Annotated in this window: 4 protein-coding genes; 2 read left to right on the forward strand and 2 right to left on the reverse strand. The window is 23.1% G+C overall.

What is annotated here, in order from left to right; translation table 11 throughout:
* On the forward strand, nucleotides 1-99 hold a 99-nt coding region (locus GM111_RS08610), incomplete at its 5' end, for an ATP-binding protein (protein ID WP_408022642.1).
* 110 nt (nucleotides 100-209) lie between these two features.
* Complete coding sequence (locus GM111_RS07955; protein ID WP_156300563.1) at nucleotides 210-1,058, forward strand: ATP-binding cassette domain-containing protein; 849 nt, start codon at nucleotides 210-212, stop codon at nucleotides 1,056-1,058.
* A 335-nt stretch (nucleotides 1,059-1,393) separates the two neighbouring features.
* Here the strand turns inward: GM111_RS07955 and GM111_RS07960 are convergent, their stop codons facing one another.
* Together GM111_RS07960 and GM111_RS07965 are read right to left on the reverse strand one after the other, a co-directional pair.
* Nucleotides 1,394-1,996, reverse strand: a complete 603-nt coding sequence (locus tag GM111_RS07960) for an IS3 family transposase (RefSeq protein WP_156300564.1) — start codon at nucleotides 1,994-1,996, stop codon at nucleotides 1,394-1,396.
* A gap of 228 nt (nucleotides 1,997-2,224) precedes the next feature.
* The gene (locus tag GM111_RS07965) at nucleotides 2,225-2,890 is read right to left on the reverse strand and encodes a helix-turn-helix domain-containing protein (protein WP_156300565.1); all 666 of its coding nucleotides are present in this window, start codon (nucleotides 2,888-2,890) and stop codon (nucleotides 2,225-2,227) included.
* Nucleotides 2,891-3,281: the final 391 nt, after the last annotated feature.

Consider the following 3,281-nt stretch of genomic DNA (forward strand, 5'->3'; position numbering starts at 1 on the left):
ACATTAGCTAATGTAATATTAGATAGGTTATTAGACCATTGTAATGTTATTAATATTAATGGTAAATCTTATAGAGTTAGAGATTATTATCAAGAATAAGAACGACATTCTTATTTTGACAAAATACGACATTTTTATATTGGAAATAACACACTTTTCAGTTGTTCGGAAAAAGCGAACAACTCATATTTAATTGTGTAGGTGATATTATGGATATTTTAATGAACTTTAGAGATGTGTTCTCTAGTTTTTCTTTTACAGATCATATTTTTATAGCTGGAGGTAATGGTTCCGGGAAAAGTTTAATATATAAATTTATGATATCAGGCTTTGATGGTAAAGAAAAAGAAAAGTTTTTAGTTGATGGGACACAAGTCAAAAAGAGGCAATGTATTGCATTAGGTATATCAAGAGATGATACTTTAGATGAAGAATTAAAAATGACATCAAAATCTTATTTGTATTCTAGAATTGAAACTTTTAGAGAATATATTAATGAGGAAAAATTAGTAAATTCTATTAATGAATATTATGAGTCTGTAAAAGATCTAATAGAAGAAGATGTATTTTGTTTATCTAATCTTAAAATTAATTTTGACATAGAAAAAATAACTTCAAATATTTTTAAATCAATAGAGTATAAATTGGATAATGTAAACTTTTCTGAATTGTCAACAAGTGAAAAAGTAAATGTACAACTTGAAATGTATTTAAATAGGTTAACAGATATTAATGATAATACTTTTTTATTAATAGATGATTTTGATACAATTTACATTAAAAATATTTTTTTTGAAAAATTAGAATATATTATTTCAAAAACTAAAGAACTAAACACTAAGTGTATTTTTTTTGTAAAAAATGAAGATATCATATTTAAATTAGTTAATGAAGGATATGATGTAAAATTTATTAGAGAAAATAAATTGATTGATTTACCAAATTATGAAAATTTTATTGATGAAATATATCTTTATTCAGAAGATGAGATAAAAAGAAAAGTTGAAAAAATAAAAAAAGAAAAAGAATACACTATTATTTCTGAGTTATTAAAATAAAAAAAGCTGCTTAAGGCAGCCAATCTTACGATCTGTAATCTTAATACAGAGTCTTAAGTAAACTTGAATAATGTGAATTTTGTTAGTTTACATTAATATTATATCTCTATTTTTCAAAAAGTCAAGAGATATTTATAAAAAAAATGTCCCACATTTCGAGAAATTTGATTAACTAAATCTATCTCAAACACTGATAAATATTAGTGTTTTTTTGTCAAATATTTTTAAAAAGTAACGAACAATTCAGTATAATTATGATATGATATAAATAAAAAGAGGTTTTGTATATAGAACATGTACCAATAAACTGGACACAAATTTTTAAAATATGCATTTTATAGATTTAAGGAATTATTTCTAATTTGATTAGGAGTAGTTCCTTTTAAATTTATCCTAACATTATTGTAAAAATATATATAATCTTCTATTGTTTTTATTGCTTCTTCTTTAGTCTTAAATCTATCCTTTAATAATGGATTGTAATAGCATTCAGACTTAAATATACCCCAAAATGATTCAATAGGTGTATTATCAGGACAATGTCCAGGTCTATTCATACTGTGTTTCATTTCTTTTATTATCTGTTTAAATCCATATGAAGTATATTGAAATCCTCTATCACTTTGTAATGTTATATTTGATAAGTCTATATCATTATTATTAATAAAATCTTTAAAATTATTAAATACAAGCTCATTATTGTTATTATTTCCAATATTGTATGTTATTAATGATTTAGAATGCATATCTATTATACCACTTAAATAGATTTTACCTTCTCCTGTATTAATCTCTGTTACATCAGTTGATATCTTCTCATTATCTTTATTTGTACTAAAGTCTCTTCTTAATATATTTTCAACTATATATTCTTCACTAGATTTCTTAAATCTTTTCTTCTTAGCTCTAATAACACAAACTACATCTTCTTCTATCATTAAATTTAGAATTAAGTCTTTTATTAACTGCTATAGTCATTCTCTTTCTACCATATGTATAATTTACTTCTTTTCCTATCGTTTTAATAGTCTCTACAAGTTCTATATCTTTTTCAATATCTTTAGTATTAAGATAATTGTAATATGAACTTCTATTAAGCTCTAGTACATTACATATATATTTAATATTATACTTAGATTTTAATGCATCTACTGTAAGATATTTAGCTAGTATTTCTTTTTCTTCAAACCTTCTAGGATCTCTTCGTTTTTTTTTAATATCTCAAGCTCTGCTTTTAGTATTTCATTCTCTTTTTCTTTAAGCTTAAGTAATATTTCATATCTTTCTTTTTCTGATTTTGCATTATTTAAATCAAGAGTTGCTCCATATTTCTCATACTTTAAAACCCATGAATAAAGATTTGAATAACTTACTCCATATTTAACACATATTTCTTTGTAATTCTTTCCATTTTCAATACATTCTTTTGCAATATTTTGTTTTGTTTCTTTACTTAGTTTAGGACTTCTCATAGAGTATATCTCTCCTTTAGGTAAATAGGCTTTAATATTTCCTTCATTATACTCTTTAATCCATCTTTTTACAAGACTATGTGAAATTAAATATTCTATAGTTAAACTAGTAATACTAGCTCCATCTAAATATTCTTTTACAAGCCTAACTTTAAACTCTTTTGTATAACTTCTATTTCTAGATCCTACTTCTTTAAGTCCATATTCACCGTGTCTTTTAAATCTTGAAATCATTAATTGAATTTTACTTCTAGCATAAATATATTTTTTTGATAATAAAGTTAATGAGATGTCTTCTTCTAAGTATTCTTTAACAATTTGTAATCTTTCTTCAAAACTTAATTTACTTTTTCTTCTCATAAAAAAATGTACCTCCAAACTTTTTCACTTTTCTGTGTCCAGTTTATTGGTACATGTTCTAAAAAAACTTACCCTCTGTATTGACACGCTGTAAAATACAGTTATAATATATTAAGTTATTTACAAATTAAATATCATAAGAGTCTTTGAAATAAAAGTAAATTTGAATGAATTTACAGACTTATTTCAATACTCTTGTACATGTTCTTACTCTCATATCAAAAAAGTTAAATTCAAGATTATGCACTTACTTCTTTAAGTTTGTATAAATTTATATTTTCTCTATTTTTTCTAATATCATTTATATATTTTCTTAAATTAAACCCTAAAGCATACATTGCAAATTCTAGCTTAGTTCTTTCTAAACCTTTTCTTCTAAATCTATCATAAT

The organism is Streptobacillus canis, from assembly GCF_009733925.1.
Classification (GTDB): domain Bacteria; phylum Fusobacteriota; class Fusobacteriia; order Fusobacteriales; family Leptotrichiaceae; genus Streptobacillus; species Streptobacillus canis.

Excerpts from the sequence above, each read along its gene's own strand:
- GM111_RS07955 (WP_156300563.1), top strand. The coding sequence starts at position 210 with ATGGATATTTTAATGAACTTTAGAGATGTGTTCTCTAGTTTTTCTTTT.
- GM111_RS07960 (WP_156300564.1), bottom strand. The coding sequence starts at position 1,996 with ATGATAGAAGAAGATGTAGTTTGTGTTATTAGAGCTAAGAAGAAAAGA.
- GM111_RS07965 (WP_156300565.1), bottom strand. The coding sequence starts at position 2,890 with ATGAGAAGAAAAAGTAAATTAAGTTTTGAAGAAAGATTACAAATTGTT.